Source organism: Dyadobacter flavalbus, assembly GCF_006149045.1.
Taxonomy (GTDB): Bacteria; Bacteroidota; Bacteroidia; order Cytophagales; family Spirosomataceae; genus Dyadobacter; species Dyadobacter flavalbus.
Window position 1 is genome coordinate 49469 of the sequence record NZ_VBSN01000059.1, and the last position, 21815, is coordinate 71283.

Below are 21815 nucleotides of genomic sequence, written 5' to 3' on the forward strand. Positions count from 1 at the left end.
GAAGCTATTGTTTATACTGGCTTAATTCAAGCTGCAATTCATCCACAAGCCTGCTTACTCTTTCCAGAGAAGGCTGCGGAACGGGCATCTGCAAGCTTATGAATGCATTGATTTCCCAGACTTCGAGCACGTCCTGCAACGGTACTTCCAGATCGTTGACGGACGCGTCGTCGGAAGTCAACAGCAGAAAACCGGTTGTTTTTACGTGGTTAAATGCGGTTCGGTATATAAACCCGTGCTGACGCAGCACAAACACGTATTGCATGCCGTCTTTGATATCGTACCAGTTTCTTACAAACGTTCCGACAAGCAAAGAGCCCGGATACATGAAATCGTCGCCGCTTTCGAAAGCGCGGTAATAGCCTGCCGGCAAATTGGGAAGCTGGAATGAAGGCAGCTGATTCAGATACGATGGGTTCTGGCAGTTCTGAATGTAGTCAAGCTGAAGATTTTTGGCAACCCATTGAATGGTCGGATACTTTTCCGTCCTGTCCTCAGTTATATTGTTAAACTGGCTTGCCGGATACTGATTATTAAAAACCGGAATCTGCGCATTGACGTCATTTGCAGCATCCGGCTTTTTGAAAGCCGCATTGCGTTGTTCGGCAAAAAGGCTATTCGCTTGATTTGCAGCTGGCTGTACTTCGCCATTTACCGGCTTCAGATTAACCTGCCGTGAAACCATTCTGATTTCAGGTTCCGGCTGTTTATACTTGTCAATAATGGTGGAAAGCGGCTGAGGTTCAGCAAAAGTCGGAACTCTGGAAGGCGCCGCTGCCTGCACCGAACCCGAATGCGATACGGTCATCGGCCGGGCTGCATTGAGCGGCAATGATAAATCCGGCGTTTCTCTCAGCTTCCTTAAATCGTTTTTCAGCAGGTTGTCCACAGAAATGCCAAAAGCAGCCGCCATATTCTTAAGGTTCGTCAGATTGGGATTGGCACGCGCTTCTTCATAGGCTCCCAGCAACGAGCGTTTAATCGCAATTTTTCTTGCAAACTGCTCCTGTGTGAGGCCGTTAAGCCTTCTGAGATATTTGATATTATTGCTGACAATACTCATAAGATGGTCTTTCCGTGAAAGTACAACTAATTGACAAATCTTTCAGTAAAAAACGAATTCAGCAACTTTATAATGTCTTTTTTGATTTTTTATGTGAAAAATGGCTGTAAAAAGGTAAAATTACTTCGTTACTTGTAAATTTCCTTTTTGGCTGCCTTGAAAGTGTTCGTCAGCAATCCGCAGATGGTCATCAATCCGACACCGCCCGGAACCGGCGTTATATAGCTGGTTTTTGGAGCCACATCATTGAAATTGACGTCGCCTTTTATTGCAAACCCGCTCTTTTTGCTTGCGTCTACAACTCTTGAAATGCCCACATCAATAACGACCGCACCTTCTTTTACATAATCTGCTGTTACAAATTCCGGTCTTCCCAAAGCAGCAATGAGTATATCCGCAGTCTGGCAGATTTCCTTCAGATTGTGCGTTTTGCTGTGCGTTATGGTTACCGTACAATTGCCCGGATATTCGTTGCGCTGCATCAGAATACTCATCGGAAGTCCCACAATCTGGCTTCTTCCGATTACTACGCAGTGTTTTCCGCTGGTTTCTATCCCGGCCCGGATCAGCATTTCAATGATGCCGAAAGGCGTGGCAGAAATGTATGACGGAAGTCCTTTGCACATTTTCCCCACGTTTACCGGATGAAAACCGTCTACGTCCTTGGCCGGATTCACAGCTTCCATAATGGTGTTTTCGGAAATATGCTTGGGAAGCGGCAGCTGAACGATAAACCCGTCCACATCCGGATCGTTATTCAATGATTCCACCGCATCAAGTAACGCTTCTTCGGTGATTTCAGGACCAAACCGAAGCAGGGTAGAAGTGAACCCAATTTCTTCGCAGCTCCGGATTTTGGAAGCAACGTAAGTTTCGCTCGCGCCGTCCTGCCCAACGAGTATAGCCGCCAGATGCGGTTTTTTGCCGCCATCCGCAATCCATTTTTCAACCTCTGCCTTTATCTCTGATTTTATTTGGGAAGAAATAAGTTTCCCGTCAAGTAGTTGCATTCTGTTGTGTATTTTAATGTAAACAGCGGATTGTTAAAGTTAAACCTGCTGCTCGTCAATCAGTTTTTTTGTCAGGATTTCCATTCCCGTGGTTGCTTTTTCCTGAATAAAGGTCATGTTCTTTTTCAGACCGATATCGGGTTTTGCAGGATCAATAATGTAAATCGGCTTGGAAGAACCAACGTAATGAACAAGTCCGGCAGCCGGATAAACGGCCAGTGAGGTGCCGATAACCAAGAATATATCCGCTTGCTCCGTGATGTCAATGGCCGTTTCCATCATCGGGACTTCTTCTCCGAACCACACGATATGCGGTCGAAGCTGACTTCCAAGTTCGCATAAGTCGCCCTTTTTCAGTTCCCACGATTTCATTTCATAAACCAGATCCGGGTTTTTAGTACTTCTGGATTTGAATAGTTCGCCATGCAAATGGATTACGTTCGTCGATCCTGCCATTTCATGCAGGTTGTCTACATTTTGCGTAATGATCGTTACTTCAAAGTGCTTTTCCAGTTCGGCCAATGCATAATGCGCCGGATTGGGTTTTACACTCGAAGCCTGTTTTCTGCGCTGATTATAAAAATCAAGCACAAGTTCCTGATTTTTATGCCATGCTTCCGGCGTTGCTACGTCTTCAATCCTGTAATTATCCCATAATCCTCCGTTGTCGCGAAATGTACTGATCCCGCTTTCTGCACTGATGCCCGCACCGGAAAGAACGACAAGTTTCTTCATGGTTTAATTCGGTTTTTGATTTCAACGAAAACAAGTAGTTTCTGCCAATTGGCTTCAAGCGGTTGGAAAACTTTTATTGCTTATAAATTAGCTTTTAAGGCTTATTTATTCTGGGCAATTGCAGTCAGCTACTTATATCCGTGTAAATCGGTGTATTGGTGGCTTCTGAAATTCAATGTGATAAAATCAGCTTTTTTTAGTTGCTTTTTTTGCAGCCGGTTTTTTTGCGGCGGCGGTTTTTGCAGCGGTTGCTTTTGGCGCAGCTGCTTTTTTCACGGCCGCTTTCGGTGCATCCGGTTTTGGCGCAGTAACTTTTGGCTCCGGCGTTTTTGCAGCCGGTTTTTTCGCTCCGCGTCGTGCCGGCTTATCCGGTGTTTCAGCAGCAAGCTTTACGATTTCCTCGTAAGTAAGCGCGGCCGGATCTGTTCCTTTCGGGATTTTTACATTCTTTTTCCCGAAAGCGATATACGGTCCGTATTTTCCGTTAAGAACCTTTGCCTCCGCATCTTCACTGAATTCCTTGATCGTCCGGTTACTGTCCTGCTGACGTTTTTCTGTAATTATTTCTATCAGCCTTTCCTCGGTAACAGCCATCGGATCATCCGTCCGTGCAAGTGAAAAATACTTGTTATCATGTTTCACATACGGCCCGAATTTTCCGATATTGACAATCAGCTCCTTATCTTCAAAAATTCCTACTTGCCTTGGCAATTTGAAAAGTTCAAACGCCTCTTCCAAAGTAATGCTTTCCATCAGCTGGCCTTTCTGAAGACTTGCAAACTTCGGCTTTTCTTCATCTTCCACATCACCGATCTGTACATAGGGGCCATATTTCCCGATTCTTACGGAAACCTTTTTCCCTGTCGCCGGATCTTCTCCGAGTTCTCTGGAAGTCAGGCTGCGGTCAATGGCTTCTTCCCGCGCTTCGGCAACTTTTTTCTGGAAAGGGGTATAAAAATCCTTGATCATTTGCCGCCATGGAAGCTGTCCTTCTGCAATGTGATCAAAGTCTTTTTCAACACTTGCCGTAAAGGAATAATCAATGATATTGTTAAAATGGCTGACAAGAAAATCATTCACAACCATTCCGGCACTGGTTGGAAACAGTTTGGCCTTTTCCGAACCATATATTTCCTTATTAATCTTGCTTTTGATTTCATCGTTGGCAAGCGTAATTTCCTTGAAATCCCGCTCGGTTCCCTGCCGGTCTTCCTTTACGATATATTCCCGTTTTAAAATCGTTGAAATCGTCGGCGCATAAGTGGAAGGACGGCCGATACCCATTTCTTCCAGCTTTTTGACAAGGCTCGCTTCTGTATAACGCGGCGGGTTTCTCGTAAAACGTTCCGTCGCTTTCATGTCCGAAAGTTTCAGAATCTGGTTAATGTTCAAAGGCGGCAGCATTCCTTTTTGCTCTTCGTCCCCTTCGTCATCGCTGGATTCCATGTAAACTTTCAGAAATCCTTCAAATTTGATTACTTCACCCTGTGCTACAAGTTCTTCAGAAGTGGTTGAAATGCTGATTGTTGCCGTTGTCCGTTCCAGCTGGGCGTCCGACATCTGTGAAGCAATGGCACGTTTCCAGATCAGTTCATATAATCTTTGCTCATTCCGGTCGCTGCTCGCGTTCAACGTTGAAAAATCCGTTGGCCGGATGGCTTCGTGCGCTTCCTGCGCAGATTCCGATTTGGTTTTGAAAACCCTTTTGTGGTAGTAATCATTGCCGTATTCTTTGGTAATCTGCTGCTTGGCCTTGTCCAGTGCTTCCTCCGACAAATTGGTGGAGTCCGTACGCATATAGGAAATTTTCCCTGCTTCGTAAAGTCTTTGCGCAACGGACATCGTCTGTGCCACTGAAAAACTCAGCTTTCTGGAAGCTTCCTGTTGTAAAGTAGATGTTGTAAATGGCGGTGCCGGTGTCTTTTTAGCTGGTTTGACTTCCAGGTTTTTGATAGAAAACTGTGCGCCGATACATTTTTCAAGAAACTGGACTGCATCAGCTTCATTGGCAAAATTTCTGGCAAGCTCGGCATTGAGTACTTTGCCGTTGCCCAGATCAAAACGGGCTGTTACCTTATAACTGCTTTTGCTTTTAAATGCATCGATTTCCCGTTCCCTTTCCACGATAATCCGGACAGCAACAGACTGTACGCGTCCGGCAGAAAGGTTGGTTTTTCCGATACGGATTTTTTTCCATAATACCGGAGACAACTCGTAACCTACAAGCCGGTCGAGGATTCTTCTTGCCTCCTGCGCATCCACCAGATCGGCATCAATGGTTCTCGGGCTGGAAATGGCATTCTGAAGAGCGGTTTTTGTGATCTCGCGAAATACAATCCGCTTGGTGTCGTCGGGAAGTCCCAATGCTTCTTTCAGGTGCCATGAAATGGCTTCACCTTCACGGTCATCATCCGTTGCCAGCCATACTTCCGCATCCTTGGCCAGCTTCTTTAATTCAGAAATAACCTTCATTTTATCAGAAGATATCTCGTAAGAAGGCTGGAATTCATGTTCTACATCCACGCCCATATCATGTTCGGGAAGGTCACGGACATGTCCGAAACTAGACTTGACAGTGAAGTCCTGCCCTAAATAACTTTCAATGGTTTTGGCCTTCGCCGGTGACTCTACGATCACCAGATTTTTTGACATAACTTTGGATTTAAGGGATCTGGTAGCACTTTGAATGTCCAAATATAGGTTACAATAAAGCAAAAAATCAAAGTGCTGTTAAAAAGGTATTCTAAAATATAAGCGGATCAGGGTATTCTGCCGGCTTGTTTTCGAAATAATTTCTTAAATATATCGCTTGTCAGAACAAAAAAAATTACACCACGGTTATCTTAATGATACATTAGTATATAATGATGCTAAATAGTAGTGAAAAACCGGACGGATACCTTCGGATATTCGGTAATTTCGTACTTTCGCGTGTTATTGACAACAGATAATCCAATATAGTTAATTACTATGGCTTTTGACTTAGACATGATTAAGGGCGTTTATGCCCGTATGCAGGAAAGAGTAGAAGCTGCTCGTAAAATTGAAGGGCGGCCTTTAACCTTGGCAGAGAAGATTTTATACTCCCACTTGTGGGAAGGAACGCCAACGCAGGTTTACGAGCGTGGCAAATCTTATGTGGATTTTGCCCCGGACCGTGTAGCCATGCAGGATGCTACAGCTCAGATGGCCCTTTTGCAGTTTATGCAAGCCGGAAGACCGCAGGTCGCAGTTCCTTCAACCGTGCACTGTGACCACCTTATTCAGGCGGAAGTAGGTGCATCGCAGGACTTGAAAAATGCAGTTGATAAAAATAAAGAGGTTTACGATTTTCTTTCGTCTGTCTCAAACAAATATGGTTTAGGTTTCTGGAAAGCAGGCGCCGGTATTATCCATCAGGTTGTGCTTGAAAATTATGCATTTCCCGGCGGTATGATGATCGGTACCGATTCACATACACCAAATGCAGGCGGCTTGGGAATGATCGCAATCGGTGTAGGCGGTGCAGATGCAAGTGACGTGATGTCAGGCCTTGCATGGGAGCTGAAAATGCCAAGATTGATCGGTGTGAAACTGACCGGCAAACTGAGCGGGTGGACGGCTGCGAAAGATGTAATCCTTTGGGTTGCAGGCCAGCTGACTGTAAAAGGAGGAACCGGGTACATTGTTGAGTACTTCGGCGAAGGTGCTGAAAGCATCTCGGCAACAGGTAAAGCAACCATCTGTAACATGGGTGCTGAAATCGGAGCTACAACTTCCATTTTTGCTTATGATCAGAGAAGTGCCGCTTATCTGAGAGCAACGGAAAGAGCAGATATTGCTGATGCAGCAGACGCAATAAAAGAAAATCTTCGTTCAGATGAAGAAGTTTATGCAGATCCTGCCAGATATTTTGACCAGCTGATTGAACTAGATCTTTCTGCACTTGAACCGCATATTAACGGTCCGTTTACTCCGGATCTGGCATGGCCGCTTTCCAAATTTGCAACAGCTGTCAAGGAAAACGGATGGCCGGAAGTACTTTCGGTGGGTCTGATTGGTTCCTGTACAAACTCTTCTTATGAAGATGTGAGCCGCGCGGCTTCCCTTGCTCAGCAGGCAGTGGATAAAAAGCTGGCGGTCAGCTCGGAATATACCATTACACCGGGATCAGAGCTTGTTCGTTATACAGTGGATCGCGATGGTTACCTGGATACCTTTGCACAAATTGGCGGTGTTGTACTGGCAAATGCTTGTGGACCTTGTATTGGTCAGTGGGCTCGTCATGGTGCGGAAAAAGGAGAGAAAAACTCCATTATCACTTCCTTCAACCGTAACTTCTCGAAACGTGCGGATGGAAACCCGAATACGCATTCATTTGTAGCTTCGCCGGAAATCGTAACTGCAATGGCTATTGCGGGACGGCTTACCTTCGATCCGCGTACCGATAAGCTGATCAATAAAGATGGTGAAGAAGTAATGCTGGACGAACCAAGCGGACTGGAATTGCCGATCAAAGGATATGCAGTGGAGGATGCAGGCTATCAGGCTCCGGCAGAAGATCCGAGCCAGGTTCAGGTTCTGGTAAGCCCGACTTCTGACCGTCTGCAGCTTCTTGCACCTTTTCCGGAATGGGAGGGAACTGATCTGAAAGGCTTGAAATTGCTTATCAAGGCGAAAGGCAAATGTACAACGGATCATATTTCAATGGCCGGACCCTGGCTGAAATACCGCGGACATCTTGATAATATTTCCAATAACATGCTGATCGGTGCGGTAAATTATTATAACGAGAAAACCAATACCGTTAAAAATCAGCTTACAGGCCAGTATAGCGAAGTTCCTGCTGTTCAGCGCGATTACAAAGCAAATGGAATCGGAACTATCGTAGTGGGCGATGAAAACTATGGTGAAGGTTCATCTCGTGAGCATGCAGCAATGGAGCCACGCTTCCTTGGAGTTCGTGCAATTTTGACAAAATCATTTGCCCGTATCCATGAAACAAACCTTAAAAAGCAGGGAATGCTCGCTTTGACTTTCGCCAACACAGCGGATTATGACAAGATTCAGGAAGATGATGTGATTGATATCCTGGGCCTGCAAAGTTTTTCAGAAGGTCAGCCATTGACCATCGTTCTGCATCACAGCGACGGAAGTACAGAAGAGTTCCCGGTTAACCATACCTATAACGAACAGCAAATCGAATGGTTCAAGGCGGGTTCTGCATTGAATATTATTCGCAAGTCTGTCGGCGCAAGTGTGTAGAATCGGCTTTTAAATAAAATCAGACAAAAAACCTCCTGTTTTAAAAGCAGGAGGTTTTTTGTTTGATGATTTTCATGTTTTGTAATTGGTGCATGTAAGAGAGCTCCTCGTATGTTGTTAAAGATTTGACATTTCCGATAAAGATCTTGAATTTGGAGTGTGAAGGGAAGAGAGCAGATACTCCTTGGCAACAGTCTTGTATGCCGTTCCGGAGCGATTCCTCCTTTCGCATTTCCAGATTAATCAGAACAGTACCAAAGGCCTTTCCTGGATGGAAAGCAGCCAGTATTACGAGGGAAGTTTCACTCTTTAGGATCCAAAGAAATGGAAAAGTCAAAGACATCAATTCGTCAGCATGTGGGAATTGATATGAGCAAAGATTCATTTGTTGCCGCTGTTGCTTTACAGCACGCAGATTTGACGGTGAGCATAGTGAGCACAAAGAAATTTACAAATAGTGCACCCGGTTTTGAAAGTCTGCTCAGGTGGACAAAGGTATTTACATCGCCTGAGCTTCCGTTTGGTTTTGCCATGGAAGCGACCGGGGTCTACTATGAACCTTTATGTTACTGGCTATTTGAGCGCGGCCTTCCGGTCAGTGTGCAGTTAGCCCAAAAGGTGAAACATTACGGGCAATCTTTAAATATAAAGACCAAGACAGACCGCTCGGATGCAGCGGTGATTGCCCGGATGGGCTTGGAGCGAAAACTGAAAGCCTGGAATGCAGGTAGCGCAGCTTTACGGCAGATCAAGCTGGTGCTGCGTGAAAGAGAGGCCCTGATAGAGGAAGTCAAAGGTGTGAAGAACCAGTTGCACGCGCTCAGCCATGCTCACCAGGCGCCTGTCCCTATCCTGGAGCGGTTGAAAAAACGCCTTGATTTTATGGCCCAGCAGCTGGCCGAAGTGGAAGCCGGGCTTACGGAGCTGGTAAAAGCAGATGCGCCTTTGAAAGAAAGGGTCGAGCATGTGTGCACCATCAAAGGGGTTGGCTTTATCAGCGCTATAACCGTTATTGCCGAAACAAACGGTTTTGCTTTGTTTGGCAGTCAGCGGCAACTGGTCAGTTATGCAGGCTATGATGTTGTGCAAAACCAGTCGGGTTCATCACTCAACGGCAAAACAAGGATATCCAAGAAGGGCAACAGGCGGATCCGCAAAGCGCTGTACTTCCCTGCCATCACAGCAAGCATGTACGATGCCAGGCATAAAGCGATCTTCGGGAAAATCTATCAGAAAACAGCTATAAAAATGAAGGGTTCCGTAGCCATTCAGCGCAGGCTTCTGATCCTGATTTACACACTCTATAAAAACAACGAACCCTATGATGAGCACCGACTCAACCAAGCAGCAAGAGCAACAACAAAAATTAGGCAGGACCAGATCGAAACCTGCCCTGCCTAAACAGCATAGCCAAAGATGACTTGCTTCTTGTTTGCAAAGATAAAAAACTCCCGGAATTATTGGATTTTAACACAGTACCTCCGGAGCTAAGAATTGTTTCTCACATTTTGCATTGCTACAAACAGTTTGGCTCCGGAGCTAAGAATTGTTTCTCACATTTTGCATTGCTACAAACAGTTTGGCTCCGGAGCTAAGAATTGTTTCTCACATTTTGCATTGCTACAAACAGTTTGGCTCCTCCGGAGCTTTTTTGGAATCGGCTCCAGAGGAGCCTTTTGTTTATAAAACCACGAATGTCGGCATTCACAAGCCCGCTCCGGAGCTAAGAATTGTTTCTCACATTTTGCATTGCTACAAACAGTTTGGCTCCTCCGGAGCTTTTTTGGAATCGGCTCCAGAGGAGCCTTTTGTTTATAAAACCACGAATGTCGGCATTCACAAGCCCGCTCCGGAGGAGCCCTCTGATTATAGGAAACAGGAATAGCGGCAATTCACAAGCCGGCTCCGGAGGAGCCTTTTGTTTATAGCAATAGGAATGTTGGTAATTTACAGGTCGGCTCCGGAGGAGCCCTCTGTTTATAGAAACAGGAATATCGGCAATTCACAAGCCGGCTCCAGAGGAGCCTTTTGTTTATAAAACCACGAATGTCGGCATTCACAAGCCCGCTCCGGAGGAGCCCTCTGATTATAGGAAACAGGAATACCGGCAATTCACAAGCCGGCTCCGGAGGAGCCTCCTGCTTCTGAATACCTATAAAAATCGTTTCAACTGCCGATTATAGGACTGGATCAAAAAAATAAACATTCCGGTCATAATGGAAACATCTGCCATATTGAAAATACCCGTTTGAAAAAAACCGAAATTGATATGCAGAAAATCCGTCACTGAACCATGAACAAGTCGGTCATAAATATTGCCGATCCCGCCGCCGATGGCAAAGCTGAGCGCCAGCGCACTCATTAACGTCAGATTCCTTTTCAGTAAAATGTAGGCAATGCCGAAAAACAACGCGATCAATGGAATAATGGACAAAACTAGAATCTTAATTGACTGCGGCAACGTGCTGCCGATACTCAGAAAAGCACCCGTATTTTCAACGTAAGTAATGGTGACATAATTTTCAATAACGCTGATTGTCTCGTAAAATCCAACATTCTTCCTGATGGCATTTTTGGAAATCTGGTCACATCCTATATTGGCGATTAGAATAATCAGTATGGCAATATTGCGTGCAGTACGGTCCGATTTTAACTTTTGCATTTAATTTGATAATGCTTTTATTGGTGCAACTTTCACTTCTCTGAACTCCACTTCCGATCCTTCCGACTGAAGTGCAATATTTCCTTTTTCCGCCGTGGCATTATAGCCGTAATTAACCAGTTCACCGTTCAGCCAGACCTTGATGGAGTTTTTAAGACATTCAATCGTCATGCTGTTCCATTCTCCAAGCGGCTTTTCGGTGCCGTCGGTCAGGTTCGGTATCCTGCGCAGTTTGTCGCCGTTTACGCCCCATTTTTCTTTCGGACCGCGTCTTTTTTCCATATCGGGAACCGTAATATCTTCCTGGATACACCAGAAATCGCCGGCATTCTGATTCATCATCTGGATTTCAATGGATTTTGGGAACATATCGTAAAGTGCACGCGAAGTGGAAACGAAAACCAGCGCTCCGCAATTGCCCGGCTTTCCTGCAAAACGGTACTGAAAAGTCAGCCGGAAATTTTGATATTCCTCGTCTGTAATCAAATGTCCGCCGGGTGTTCCCAAGCTCACCAACAAGCCGTTACGCACCAGAAACGGATTTCTTTGTTTCGGATCTTTGTCCATTTCCGGAACATCCGTGTGCCAGCCGGTCAGGTCTTTACCGTTAAAAAGAGATTTCGTCTGAGCCAGTAATGGATGGGCAAACAGCAAAGCAGCGAACGCACAAATACATAGAACTTTTTTCATGAATGCTTTCCGATCTTTCAGGTTTAAGATTTTTTGCTGAAAAATTAAACAATAATTCCTTTCAAAAGACTATTGCAGCATCGTTTTCATCCGATATAAAACAGATTTGACGAAATCATCAGAAATAGTGTCAGCAAAGGAACAAATTTGCCTAAGCCTGTTTTTCCGACAAATACTTCCAGTAACGTTTTGGAATATGCCGGATGTGCAGTTTCATGTTCTTTCTTGCAGGAATGTTGGTGCTGCGGAAATAATCTTTCCAGAGCAGGGAATACAATTCTTCTTTCGGGTCAAGAAGCGTTTCGGGCAATGCATTCAGCGCAGGCGACATTTCCGTTGTAAAATCAAAAACAACTTCTTCTACTTTTTCAAGATCAAAATAAAGTCCGTACTTGCGTTTCAGGTCGTAAATAATCCATTTCTGATCAGCATACCGGTTTTTGAAGTGATCTGAAATAAGCGGCAGAACGTTGAAATCCGGCTCTATATGCGCATAGAAAATACCGTCTGCAGTCTGCTGAAAACGGATGAACGCTTCCATTCTGTGCTTTTCACGATGTACTTTCTGCGCCATTTGGGAAATGGCCAGCACATGCTTGTTGCCGAAATTTTCCCCGGCACCTGCCGGATTGTCAAGAATATACCTTGAAAATTCCAGCAGGTCGTGAAACGTTTCCTGATTTTCAGATAGAAAGGATTTGTAAAACCGCAGCATCCAGTCTTTGTCCAGCTTCTTTCTCAAGCCGGCCCAGACCCGATTGGCTTTTTCATCCGCGCTGACAACTGTAAAACTTTCCTGAAATACGTCCGGATGGAAGTTTTCCTGACTGACAATCTTCACTGCACCGGATTTTCTCTGGTAACAGTCAAAAACTGCCGTCAGCAAACCTTCCAGTGTGCCGTCAAAAACATATAGTTCCATTTAAAACAGGGAAAGCTGGTTCTGAGGCGTTTTAAGATATTTGCTCGTACTTTCCGAAAGGATAACGCCTTTGAGATGGCTTGCATCGAAATCCCGCAACTGCAGAGGGCTGTCTGCATAACGGATAAAATGCCTTGCCTTTTTAAAAGCAATCCCGATCTTTTTCAGCTGATTCTGATGCAGACGCCCGAACTTTCTGGCCTGAACAATCTTTTTAGCCGAGCCGACGCCAATCCCCGGAACACGCAGTATCATTTTGTAATCAGCCGTATTCACATCCACCGGAAACTGGTCGAGGTTCCGTAAAGCCCAGCTCAATTTCGGGTCAATATCCGCATCCAGGTTCGGATGGGCGTCGTTCAGGATTTCCTGTACGTCGAAGCCGTAAAAACGCATCAGCCAGTCGGTTTGATACAAACGGTTTTCACGGATCAGCGGCGGCTGCGAACCGATTATCGGCAGCCTTGTATCGGTGCTGATCGGAATATAGCCGGAATAGTAAACCCTTTTAAGCGAAAAATCCTTGTAAAAATTACTCGCCGTATGCATGATTTCCTTGTCTGTTTCCGGCGTAGCGCCAATCACCATTTGCGTACTCTGACCGGCGGGAACAAACTTCGGAGCCGATTTGATCAGCGATTTTTCGTCTTTCAGCTGGACAATGTTCTTCTGGATAAAATCAAGCGGCTTTTTAACATCTTCATGCGACTTTTCAGGGGCCAGCAATTTAAGTCCGGATTCCGTAGGCATTTCCAGGTTGATACTCATTCTGTCGGCATAAAGGCCGGCTTCCTTAAGCAGTTCCTCGCTGGCTCCGGGAATGGTTTTCAGATGTATATAACCGTTAAAACGCTCTTCAATACGCAGTTTCTTAACAATCCGGACAAGCCGTTCCATCGTATAATCGGCATTCTTGAAAATACCCGAACTCAGGAAAAGACCTTCAATGTAATTTCTCCGGTAGAAGTTCATGGTAAGTTCCACAACTTCCTCCACCGTAAAGGCAGCACGCTTGATGTCATTGCTCTTGCGCGAAACACAAAACGCACAGTCGTAAATACAATGATTGGTTAAAAGAATTTTAAGCAGTGAAACGCAACGGCCGTCTTCGGTGTACGAATGGCAGATTCCGCTGCCTTCGCTGTCGCCCAGACCTTTGTTGGTATTTTTCCGGTTACTTCCACTTGATGAACATGAAACATCATATTTTGCGGCATCAGCCAATATTTCCAGCTTTTCGCGGATCCGTTCAAACATAGATAAATATTAAGTTGTTTGGCTTAAAATATCAGGCAGGATTAGTAGTTATATTAACACCGGACGCACACTTTTAGTGCTTCAAAAACGGTCTTTTTGCCCATTTTAACAGTTAATTTCCTACATCATTTTTCAAGATGAATTTCAGCAGAACCTTGATTTTTATCCTGCCATTTTACCTGCTTTTTTCCGCCGCCGTATGCGCCCAGACGCAGGAACCTAAAGTCACACGATACAACGGAAAGGTAAGTCAGCAGTTCGCAATGAACCGCGAAACGCCGATCATTGATCATGCAACGGGCCGAAAAATCAGCTATGAAGCCTATAATGAAATCCTCAGAAAAAATCCGGGCGCGTATAAAACGCAGCCGGTTTTTGATAAATACGGAAAGCCGTCATCTTTTGAACTGATCAAAAAAAGCCAGCTGCTGATACAAAGTAACGGTGCCGTTATGCAGAATCCGGATCTGATGCCGGAAGTAGGAGAGCCGTTGCCGCCGTTCGTCATGACGGGACTGGACGGAAAGGAATACAATTCGGAAAAGCTCCGGGGCAAATACATTCTGCTGGGTTTCTGGATAAAATATGAAAAACCGCTTTACACGCTGGCAAGTACCAAAGTGATTTCGGATTTTGTGGAGGAAAACCGCAGAAAAGGAGTTGAAATCATTTCGCTTGGAACCACATTGAATACCGAAGAAGAATGTCTTGAAGCAATCCCGAAGCGGAATTGCGGCTTTGTTCCCGTTCCGGAATCGTACGGCTTCAATCACCGCTATAAAATCAGTGAAACACCGTTTTTCATATTGGTCGACAGAAAAGGCGTTATAAAAGCCATGGCGCCGCATACCGAATTTTCAAAAATCAGCGAACTGAATTTAAGGTAAACGATTTCTTTTAACCAAGTTGGCCGCTGATCCAGTTGAAAACAAGATTGCTTTTCCATTCTGTTTTGTTGCCGAGAAACATGCGCCTTGAAGTTTTGTAAATTTGATAGCCGTTTGTTTTCAGAAATTCAAATGCTGTATGGCTTTCTGCGGGCACAACGGCCGTATCAAAATGCTGCATGCGTAATTTGAGCAGTTCCGTTCCGGCCGTCGGGTTTTTTGCAATCACCGGCCCGTCGCCCCAGTCCGGAATGTAAAATCCCTGTACTTCCGAATCGGAAACATACAAACGGGCATTTGTTACAAAATCGCCCAGTACGCCGCTCCGCTTTTCGCCTGAAACGAACTCGTCTGTTTCAAAAATCTGTTGCCGGTATCTTTCATCAAAGGGCACAATGCATTCGGATAAAGGAAAGCCGGGCGCTTCTTTTTCCCTGTGAAAGTGAAGGTATTCTGTTTCAACCTCAAAACCGAGTTTTTTATAAACCGGAAAGCCAAATTCAGTCGCGTCCAGATAAATGGATTTGTAAATATTCCGGTCAATATTCCCGATCAGCGCTGACGTAATCCGGTTTCCCAAACCTTTGTTCCGATGCTCCGGATGAACGACAATGCAGGCCAGCCACACGGTTTCCCTGTGCATAATGCTGCTTCCGATTGCTGCCAATTGTCCGTTCTCCATAATTTTCAAAGGCTCACAAAAAGAAGATTGTATAAAATAGCTGAAACGAGGAACCAGATTGCCCCAATCCGGCGGCTGCAAGGCAGGAAGCTGTTCGAGATCGGCGGGATGAAATGCAGTAGTAATATCAGTTGACATAAATGCAGTAAATTCTGAAACGCTAATTTATCAAGGATTCGTTTGCAAAAGATATGAATACAGATCAGAAAATGATCAGTTCAGCCATCCGGAATTTCAAACAGCAAGAAAATCGGCTTTAGATGCTTTTAACAATGGTCATATATTGTAAATATTCGGAAGATTAATGCCGCTATTGATAATTTTACGTTGAACCAAAACACATTGACCGTATGAACATTATTTCTGCACGCCAGCTCAGGGATTTACAGGAAAATAAAGATATCGTAATTGTGGATGCAAGAGGAGGCGCCGATGCTTTCGAACGTTACAGCGCCGGACACCTTGAAAATGCGCTGTTTGCTGATCTTGAAACGGACCTTTCCCAAAAGACGGACAATCCGGCAAATGGCGGAAGGCATCCTTTGCCCGAGCCTGCAGAGTTCGGAAAGTTGCTTGGCAGACTGGGAATTTCACCGGAAAAAACGGTCATTACATACGATGATAAAAAAGGTGCAAACGCAGCCGCCCGATTCTGGTGGATGCTGAAAGCCGCCGGACATGAAAAAGCATATGTTGTAAGCGGCGGACTGGATGCTTTGGTCAGTGCAGGATTTCGTGTTACGCAGGATATTCCGGAAGTACGCGCTGCGGATGATTATCCCGTTTCTGAATGGGTTCGGCCGACTGTCAATGCCGATTTCGTTTCGGAAGCCGCTTCCAATCCCGATTTCCTGGTTATTGATGTGCGTGAGAATTACCGCTACATCGGTGAAAGCGAGCCAATTGATCTGGTTGCAGGTCATATTCCGGGCGCAGTTAATATTCCATTCATGTCCAATCTGGAAGCGGACGGAACGTTCAGTTCAGCAGAAAAACTGACTGAAAAATACAGCAGTGCAATAGCCGGAAGAAATCCTGAAAAAGTAATTGTTCACTGCGGTTCCGGTGTAACGGCATGCCATACTTTGCTCGCGCTTGAAGAAGCAGGATTTGCAGGTGCGGGCCTGTATGTAGGATCGTGGAGCGAGTGGTCCAGAAATGACCGGCCGATAGCAACCGCAAATTCCTGATTTTTATATTTTGAAAGCCACTGCAGACTGATTGAATTCATGCAGTGGCTTTTGTATTTACCGGATGGAACTCAGGTATCGATAAAGCGACTGCAGTTCCGGTTTGGTATATTGAGCGGTCATTTTCCAGGGCATATCTTCATTTTTCAGCGTATGGCCTTCCGGTGTTTTTCCCGTCGTAAGCGTTGTCAGAAAATCCTTTTCCGACCATTTGCCTACATGTCCCGAGCTTGTAATGTCCGGAACCGGCGGAAAGCCCGGGGCTAATGGCTCGCCGCCTTTCAGATCGGAACGGTGACAGCCGGTACACGAAACAGCAAGGTATTTTCCCTGTGCAGCGCCGGTAACGGTATCTGCTTTTGCGATCATCGGTTTGCTGTGATCTATTTTTTCAACGGACAGCAAGGGCATTTTGTCAAAATGGGTCATGATTATGGCTACCGGGCCGAGTTCGTTGGTCGGCAGCATACGGTCAATTTTCGGAACCTGTTCGCAATAGGCGATCAAGGCCGACATATCCTGTTGGGAAAGCAGCGTGGTTTCATGGGAAGGCATAAAAATAAGCGGTGTTCCGTTATGGTTTATGCCGTGGCGCAAGGCAGCAAGCCAATCCGCAGTGTTGTAATCCTGCGGCAATCCGCCGTTTCCTTTTGTAAGATTGCTGGCGACAAGCCTTCCCAATGCGCCGTCGTCGTTCATTACTTTTCCTCCGAGATCGCTTCCATGACAATCCTGGCAGCCTTTGATGGCGACAAGATGCCTGCCGCGCGCTAATGTTGAACTGTCTCTTGAAAAACGGATTTCTTCTTTTGCAAAAGAATAATTTTTCCCGATCCGTGCTTTAACACGCATGGCAACTACCGCATACCCGACCAGTAAGAGCAGAGCAACGGCTCCCAGAATGATACTGGTCCATTTAAAAAATTTTTTCATGGCTTATGTTTTAACTTTTATGTTGCAGCGTCCTGGGTCGCAGGAGTTAAACAAGCCTGCTCAGAACGGCTGTAAAAATACGTAAAAAACATTGCCCAAAAGCCTGATAATCAACCGTTCAATAAATCGTGGAATCCGGATTTCATATTAATATCTGCTACCGGATCCTTTCCGTTAAAACAAGCCGGTAAATGCCCGGTTTCATCACCGGAATAGCAGCGGGCTGCGCGTTTGATTCTACAACTGTGGAAGTAAATGTTTCGGTAATCTCAGAATAACGGTTGTTTACCCCGTTTCCGGACTGATTTACTACAAAGCAGCTGCAAAAAGCAGAATTGGAAAAAATTGGTATGATATTTTGTTAGTCACTAGAAGAAAAATACAGATTACAGCCATGAAAAAGCACATTGATTGCCATTATAAAGACGGAGCTCTTGTTTTTTGCACCACAGAGAATTACTCATATCAGACTGCCAGCAAAATTCTGGATATATTCAAGGTGCTTGGACTTGTATCTGCTGTGCGGGAAAAATCAAATAATGTGTTTAATGTAGTGGGCAAACTGCATGTTAATTATGATCCGTTCCTTAAACAGGAAAATAAATGGAACGAACTGCTTTCGCAGCTGGTCCGGACAAAGAACATGCTTGAAAATAATCTTAAATCCTTTACTGAAGACCAGATCAGCTCTTTCTGAGCGCATTCAGTTCGTTGATCAGTTCATCAAGTTCTTTTTCAGATTTTGCCAGTGATTTTACTTCACCTTTGTCCACCGCATTTTCAATCGGGTCATTGAAGTTTTTGGCTTCTTCCATTATATCCGGACTTTCTCTGTTTTCATCGGAAAGTTGAGCAGCGTTGACCAGGTTCAGCCTTTCAAAATCGATTTGCTGCCTTTTGGAAAGTATTCTTTCCTGTAATTCTCGGATTCGTGCGTTGATGTCTTCAGTCATATGTTTGAGGTTTCAGGTAAAAACGCCAATCTGCAAAAATTGCGCCATTTAAAAAAAAGCACAATGATCCGGTATAACTAAAATGATTGCCCATACTGGTATTCTTTATTCCGTATTGATTGCCCGTTTCAAAAACGATCCGAGAAAGCTTGCGGCGAAAGTCAGGATTACGGAACCGTAAAGACTGAAATTTTCTACTTCCTGTCTGCCGCCGCTTTCGGGCAGCCTGGTAAACAAAAAATAGCCTGAAACCAGAAACAGGGATTGCAAAACAGCCAGCAGCCAGCCTTTGCGGGGTTCCACAAAACCAATGCAGATGGCAGAGAAAACAGCTACCAGGTATGGCAGGTGAATGCTTTCAGCCTGTTTGATCACTGCAATCAGCATGGCGCTTGTAAAGATAATCAGGATCATATTGACAAGAAACCTGCGGTTGAGAAACGGATCACTGATGGAGCCGGGAGTGGAAAGCTGCTTCTTTTTATCGTCAATAATCTGCTGTTCCTGAACAAAGTCACTTTCTGCTTCTGCATGGCGGCTCAGCTTCCGGTATGTTAGTCCGCGCCAGCGGTAAGTCTCCGGGTCGAGGTTTCCGGCATGTAACACGGCTTTGTCAAAGGAAGCCAATGCACGATCCAGTTCACCTTTTTCATAATACAACTTGCCGGTTTCAAGGTGCAGCGTGTAAAGCGAATCGTCGTAGCTCATTCCCGTCTGCAGGTCTCTGAATGCAGCTTCCGTATTGCCCTGATCTTTATAACAAAGTGCCCTGTACAGATAAGCCGCACAGGAATCCGGCCTCGACTTAATACGCTGGTCAAAATATGCAAAAGCCGCATTCAGCTGTCCGCTTTCATAAAGTGCAATGCCTTCCTGCAAGGCCGCGAGCTCTTTTTCCGTTTTGGTTCTAAGGTCTGCGTAGTTTTTCAGGTAATATATATAACCAAAAAATGCGAGTACAATCAGAAATTCCATTCTTCAAGGTTCATTGTTTTAGTTTCAACAATGATTTGTACGCATTTATTTAGTTATCGTCAGAAATTATTGTAAACCCCTTCGTCCGGCAGCGGGATTTTATACCAGAATGGCCATATCCGGTTCCTGCAATGTATTTTCAATCGTTTGAGAATAGCCGAGTTCAATTCTTTTTCCTGTATTTTCTGCAAGTTCAAGCAACTGAAAAAGTTTTTCCTCGCCTTCAAGGCGAAGGGCCTGAAACAAAATATTGCCGTAATGGAATTCCCGGGAGCCGAGTCCGTTTCTGAGAGCAGCCGATTGGTAGCGGTCAAATAGTTCTTTTCCTGTCATTGGAGTGCAGTTTTGATTAAATCGGACATGTAGTAAGGAAAAGATGTCCAGATTTAATCAAAAGTTGCATTCGTCAGCGCAAATGTTTGGGCAAAGGAATATTTTTGCTCGATTCATCCGCAATTGCCGGCATTCTGGAATTGTTCAGAGGAATTATTCCGGACCAGATCGGCAGTTCCTGATCTTCCGGCTCATCTTTTGGCATTCCTGAACGCGTTTTTGCAGAAGCTTCTTCCAGTGAAAATGCCAGAACAGCCGTTTTTCGGATTTCTGATTCGGTTACAGGACGCAAATAATCCCAGCTGCCGGGGACAATCTTGTTGGTCAGCCATTCAAATGACGCTGTTTTTAATTCCCGGTCTTCCACTTTTTCTGCATTGGAGAAAATAATGACCGAACGGTAATTTACGGAATGGCTGAATGCGGATTTGGCAACAACAAGCGAGTCCGTGAGCATCACCGTAATGCAAACAGGAATTCCTTTTTCAATTTCACGTATGAAATGGCTGCCTACCGATCCGTGAATATAGATTTTGTCTTCATGCCGTACAAAAGAAGTAGGAATGGAAAACGGCCTGTTTTCGCTGCAGAAGCTGATGGTGCAAAATAAGGCTTCATCCAGAATCGGATGGATCGTTTCAGCATCATAAACGACGCGCTTTGCCAGTCGGCTTGGAACAAGATAAGATGGAGCTGGTTGCATTGTAAATTGTTTTTTTGCAAAACTAGGTTTTAATTGGAGCGTCATAATGATCCAATTTCGAAATTTACAGTAGTCCAATTATGGAAAATTTACTTACTGGGTTGTTGTCCGTCGAGAAAGGAGGCCGGCTGCCCGTTTATCTGCAGATAGCCCATCAGATTGCTGTTCTGGTGCGTGCCGGTACTTTGCAGCCGGGTTATAAGTTGCCGAGTACAAGGCAGCTGGCCGCGGCGCTGCAAGTGCACAGAAGGATCATTGTTCAGGCATATGAAGAATTGCTGGCACAGGGCTGGCTGGAAAGCCACGTCGGAAACGGTACTTTTGTTGCCCGGCATTTACCCGGAATACAAATCAGAAAACCAGAAAGCGAATTGCCGGAAGCATCCAATGCGCTTACGAAAGCCGGTTTCAGCTTCAAAACAGCTTCTCATTTAAACAAACCTGTTCTGAAATCAGGAACCCGGCTGCATCTGGACGATGGCTTTCCGGATGCAAGGCTCGCACCGCTTGAAGCACTTTCGCGAGCTTACCGGAGCCAGTTGCTGAACGGAAATCCTTATGTCCGTCTGGGTTACGGCGATACCAAAGGTTCTTACTGGCTAAGACAGGAATTTTCGGCTTATCTGAACGAAACCCGCGGACTGAAGACCAAACCGGAAAATATTCTCATTACACGCGGTGTCATTATGGGTGTTTTCCTGATCAGTACGGGTTTGCTGCAGCCCGGCGATCATGTTGTTGCGGATGCGGCCGGCTGGCACGGGGCAAACATGAATTTTGTTCAGGCCGGCGCAAAGGTCCTGCATGTGCCGGTTGACGAATTTGGCATGAACGTAAATGCTTTGGAGGAATTGTGTAAAAAACAACCGATCCGTCTGGTCTACATTACATCGCATCATCATTATCCTACAACCGTGGCACTTCGTGCAGACCGGCGGATTGCATTGATGGAACTTTCTGTAAAATTTGGATTTATTGTCCTGGAAGACGATTATGACTACGATTTTCATTACCTGAGCAAACCGCTGCTTCCACTGGCCGGAACCGATTCTGCCGGAATGGTGCTGTACTGCGGCTCATTTACCAAAACGATTTCACCCGCTTTCCGCGTCGGATACCTTGTCGGGCCTGAAGATGTCATCGGTCATCTGGCCGCATACCGCAGGATTATAGACCGGCAGGGCGATCAGATGCTCGAAAACGCCATGGCGGAATTGCTGCATAACGGCATTATTCAGCGTCATTTGAGAAAATCGGTCAGGGTTTACCGACAACGGCGCGACTTATTCTGTGAGTTGATGAAAATACATTTGCAGGACTATACGGACTTTCAGGTTCCTGACGGCGGCATGGCGGTATGGACCAGATTCGATCCGGGCATTGACCTTGTCAGGCTGGCAGAAAAGGCACTGGCCCGGGATCTTTATTTCGCAAATGGCGCTGCAAATGCGCTGCTCGGACAGCCGCGAAATGCTGTAAGGCTTGGATTTGCATCGTCCACGCCGGAAGAACTGGAAGAGAGTGTCAGGATAATCAGGAATTTGTTGTGAGATTTGTGCCTGCAAACAGATTGGTT

The 21815-nt window shown here is 45.4% G+C and carries 20 protein-coding genes; 6 read left to right on the forward strand and 14 right to left on the reverse strand.

What is annotated here, in order from left to right; genetic code table 11:
- Window positions 1-4 precede the first annotated feature (4 nt).
- From FEM33_RS19280 to topA, 4 genes are all read right to left on the reverse strand, one after another.
- On the reverse strand, window positions 5-1063 hold the full coding sequence (locus FEM33_RS19280; RefSeq protein ID WP_139013632.1) for a helix-turn-helix domain-containing protein: 1059 nt from the start codon (window positions 1061-1063) through the stop codon (window positions 5-7).
- Window positions 1064-1191: 128 nt separating this feature from the next.
- Window positions 1192-2073, reverse strand: a complete 882-nt coding sequence (locus FEM33_RS19285) for a bifunctional 5,10-methylenetetrahydrofolate dehydrogenase/5,10-methenyltetrahydrofolate cyclohydrolase (protein WP_139013633.1) — start codon at window positions 2071-2073, stop codon at window positions 1192-1194.
- A 39-nt stretch (window positions 2074-2112) separates the two neighbouring features.
- A complete protein-coding gene (locus FEM33_RS19290; RefSeq protein ID WP_139013634.1) occupies window positions 2113-2808 on the reverse strand; it encodes an SIR2 family NAD-dependent protein deacylase in 696 nt (231 codons plus the stop codon).
- Between the two features lie 186 nt (window positions 2809-2994).
- Window positions 2995-5460 carry a type I DNA topoisomerase gene (gene topA, locus FEM33_RS19295; RefSeq protein ID WP_139013635.1) on the reverse strand — a complete coding sequence of 822 codons (2466 nt, stop codon included), beginning with the start codon at window positions 5458-5460 and terminating at the stop codon, window positions 2995-2997.
- Window positions 5461-5778: 318 nt separating this feature from the next.
- Here topA and FEM33_RS19300 point away from each other — a divergent pair, with 318 nt between their 5' ends.
- Together FEM33_RS19300 and FEM33_RS19305 are read left to right on the forward strand one after the other, a co-directional pair.
- The gene (locus FEM33_RS19300) at window positions 5779-8052 is read left to right on the forward strand and encodes an aconitate hydratase (protein WP_139013636.1); all 2274 of its coding nucleotides are present in this window, start codon (window positions 5779-5781) and stop codon (window positions 8050-8052) included.
- Between the two features lie 324 nt (window positions 8053-8376).
- Complete coding sequence (locus tag FEM33_RS19305) at window positions 8377-9453, forward strand: IS110 family RNA-guided transposase (RefSeq protein WP_139013637.1); 1077 nt, start codon at window positions 8377-8379, stop codon at window positions 9451-9453.
- Window positions 9454-10204: 751 nt separating this feature from the next.
- Here the strand turns inward: FEM33_RS19305 and lspA are convergent.
- From lspA to FEM33_RS19325, 4 genes are all read right to left on the reverse strand, one after another.
- The gene (lspA, locus tag FEM33_RS19310) at window positions 10205-10714 is read right to left on the reverse strand and encodes a signal peptidase II (RefSeq protein WP_139013638.1); all 510 of its coding nucleotides are present in this window, start codon (window positions 10712-10714) and stop codon (window positions 10205-10207) included.
- Complete coding sequence (locus FEM33_RS19315; RefSeq protein WP_139013639.1) at window positions 10715-11404, reverse strand: 3-keto-disaccharide hydrolase; 690 nt, start codon at window positions 11402-11404, stop codon at window positions 10715-10717.
- A 151-nt stretch (window positions 11405-11555) separates the two neighbouring features.
- A complete protein-coding gene (locus FEM33_RS19320; RefSeq protein WP_139013640.1) occupies window positions 11556-12326 on the reverse strand; it encodes a TIGR03915 family putative DNA repair protein in 771 nt (256 codons plus the stop codon).
- Window positions 12327-13583: a putative DNA modification/repair radical SAM protein gene (locus FEM33_RS19325; protein ID WP_139013641.1), complete on the reverse strand. Its 1257-nt coding sequence runs from the start codon at window positions 13581-13583 to the stop codon at window positions 12327-12329. It abuts the gene before it with no gap.
- 137 nt (window positions 13584-13720) lie between these two features.
- Here FEM33_RS19325 and FEM33_RS19330 point away from each other — a divergent pair, with 137 nt between their 5' ends.
- Window positions 13721-14470 (forward strand): TlpA family protein disulfide reductase, encoded by a 750-nt coding sequence (locus FEM33_RS19330; protein ID WP_139013642.1) that lies wholly within the window; start codon window positions 13721-13723, stop codon window positions 14468-14470.
- A 10-nt stretch (window positions 14471-14480) separates the two neighbouring features.
- Here FEM33_RS19330 and FEM33_RS19335 read toward each other — a convergent pair whose 3' ends face one another.
- On the reverse strand, window positions 14481-15290 hold the full coding sequence (locus FEM33_RS19335; protein ID WP_139013643.1) for a GNAT family N-acetyltransferase: 810 nt from the start codon (window positions 15288-15290) through the stop codon (window positions 14481-14483).
- A 212-nt stretch (window positions 15291-15502) separates the two neighbouring features.
- Between FEM33_RS19335 and FEM33_RS19340 the strand changes: the two genes are divergently transcribed.
- The gene (locus FEM33_RS19340; RefSeq protein WP_139013644.1) at window positions 15503-16342 is read left to right on the forward strand and encodes a sulfurtransferase; all 840 of its coding nucleotides are present in this window, start codon (window positions 15503-15505) and stop codon (window positions 16340-16342) included.
- A 57-nt stretch (window positions 16343-16399) separates the two neighbouring features.
- Here FEM33_RS19340 and FEM33_RS19345 read toward each other — a convergent pair whose 3' ends face one another.
- On the reverse strand, window positions 16400-17275 hold the full coding sequence (locus tag FEM33_RS19345; RefSeq protein WP_139013645.1) for a c-type cytochrome: 876 nt from the start codon (window positions 17273-17275) through the stop codon (window positions 16400-16402).
- A 394-nt stretch (window positions 17276-17669) separates the two neighbouring features.
- On the opposite strand from FEM33_RS19345, the gene FEM33_RS19350 reads away from it, so the two are divergent.
- Window positions 17670-17972, forward strand: a complete 303-nt coding sequence (locus FEM33_RS19350; protein ID WP_139013646.1) for a hypothetical protein — start codon at window positions 17670-17672, stop codon at window positions 17970-17972.
- Here the strand turns inward: FEM33_RS19350 and FEM33_RS19355 are convergent.
- The 4 genes from FEM33_RS19355 to FEM33_RS19370 all read right to left on the reverse strand — a co-directional run bounded on the left by FEM33_RS19355 (window position 17959) and on the right by FEM33_RS19370 (window position 20239).
- Window positions 17959-18228, reverse strand: a complete 270-nt coding sequence (locus FEM33_RS19355) for a hypothetical protein (RefSeq protein ID WP_139013647.1) — start codon at window positions 18226-18228, stop codon at window positions 17959-17961. The genes FEM33_RS19350 and FEM33_RS19355 overlap by 14 nt on opposite strands.
- A 105-nt stretch (window positions 18229-18333) precedes the next feature.
- Complete coding sequence (locus FEM33_RS19360; protein ID WP_139013648.1) at window positions 18334-19203, reverse strand: tetratricopeptide repeat protein; 870 nt, start codon at window positions 19201-19203, stop codon at window positions 18334-18336.
- Window positions 19204-19302: 99 nt separating this feature from the next.
- Window positions 19303-19536, reverse strand: coding sequence for a hypothetical protein (locus FEM33_RS19365; protein WP_139013649.1), 234 nt, complete (start codon window positions 19534-19536; stop codon window positions 19303-19305).
- A 73-nt stretch (window positions 19537-19609) separates the two neighbouring features.
- Window positions 19610-20239, reverse strand: coding sequence for a pyridoxamine 5'-phosphate oxidase family protein (locus FEM33_RS19370; RefSeq protein ID WP_139013650.1), 630 nt, complete (start codon window positions 20237-20239; stop codon window positions 19610-19612).
- Window positions 20240-20319: 80 nt separating this feature from the next.
- Between FEM33_RS19370 and FEM33_RS19375 the strand changes: the two genes are divergently transcribed.
- Window positions 20320-21789, forward strand: coding sequence for an aminotransferase-like domain-containing protein (locus FEM33_RS19375; protein WP_139013651.1), 1470 nt, complete (start codon window positions 20320-20322; stop codon window positions 21787-21789).
- The last annotated feature ends 26 nt before the right edge of the window (window positions 21790-21815 follow it).